This window comes from Streptomyces sp. NPDC005492 (assembly GCF_040605995.1).
Classification (GTDB): Bacteria; Actinomycetota; Actinomycetes; order Streptomycetales; family Streptomycetaceae; genus Streptomyces.
Genome location: NZ_JBEXDX010000127.1, coordinates 1 through 1,135, shown reverse-complemented (window position 1 = coordinate 1,135; position 1,135 = coordinate 1). Strand labels below are relative to the sequence as shown.

Genomic DNA, 1,135 nt, shown 5'->3' with positions numbered 1-1,135 from the left:
CTGTCCTGGAAGGAGCGGACCAGGACCTCGTAGAAGACGGCGCGTTTGAACCACTCGGGGTCCCGGTCCTTGGCGGGAGTGTCCTCGAAGGTGTCCTGGACGGGCTCGTTGAAGATCATATTGTGGGTGACCCTCCGATCTGCGGGGACGGTCGCAGGACGGTGAGGATGTGTGCGGGCCGGTTGCCCGGTTCCAGGCGCACATAGTTGGCCCTGCCCCAGTGATAGGTCTCACCGGTGAGCTCGTCGCGCACCGGTACCGACTCGTGCCATTCCAGGCCGAGTTGCGGCATGTCCAACGAGACCGTGGCCTCCTGGGTGTGGTGGGGGTCGAGGTTCGCGACCACCAGAACCGTGTTCGAACCACTCCGCTTCGAGTACACGATCACCGCCTCCTGATCCGCGTGATGGAAGTGGAGGTCGCGCAACTGCCGCAACGCGGGGCTGCGGCGCCGGATGGCGTTGAGTCTGCCCAGCAGTGGCGCGATGCTACGTCCTTCCCGCTCGGCCGACGCCCAGTCGCGGGGGCGGAGCTGGTACTTCTCGGAGTTCAGATACTCCTCGCTGCCGGGTCGCAACGGAGTGTTCTCACACAACTCATACCCGCTGTACACCCCCCATGTCGGGGAGAGCGTCGCGGCGAGGATTGCCCGCAGTTCGAAGGCGGGGCGTCCGCCGTCCTGGAGGAATTCGTGCAGGATGTCGGGGGTGTTCACGAAGAAGTTGGGCCGCATGTAGGCGGCCGCCTCGCCCGACAACTCGCTGAGATATTCGGTGAGTTCCTCTTTGGTGTTGCGCCAGGTGAAGTAGGTGTACGACTGCTGGAAGCCGACTTGGGCGAGGGCGTGCATCATCGCGGGGCGGGTGAAGGCCTCGGCGAGGAAGATGACGTCGGGGTCGGTGCGGTTGATCTCCGCGATGACCCGCTCCCAGAACACGACCGGCTTGGTGTGCGGGTTGTCCACCCGGAAGATCCGCACCCCGTGGTCCATCCAGTGCCGCAAAACCCGCAGCGTCTCGGCGATCAGCCCGTCCATGTCCCGGTCGAAGGCGATCGGGTAGATGTCCTGGTACTTCTTCGGCGGGTTCTCCGCGTACGCGATCGTCCCGTCGGGACGGTGATGGAACCACTCCGG

1 pseudogene is annotated in these 1,135 nt (G+C 64.9%); it reads right to left on the bottom strand.

Features of this window, described 5'->3' with window-relative positions:
* Positions 1-115: 115 nt before the first annotated feature.
* A pseudogene (locus tag ABZT04_RS45970) lies at positions 116-1,135 on the bottom strand (alpha-1,4-glucan--maltose-1-phosphate maltosyltransferase); the annotation flags it as partial.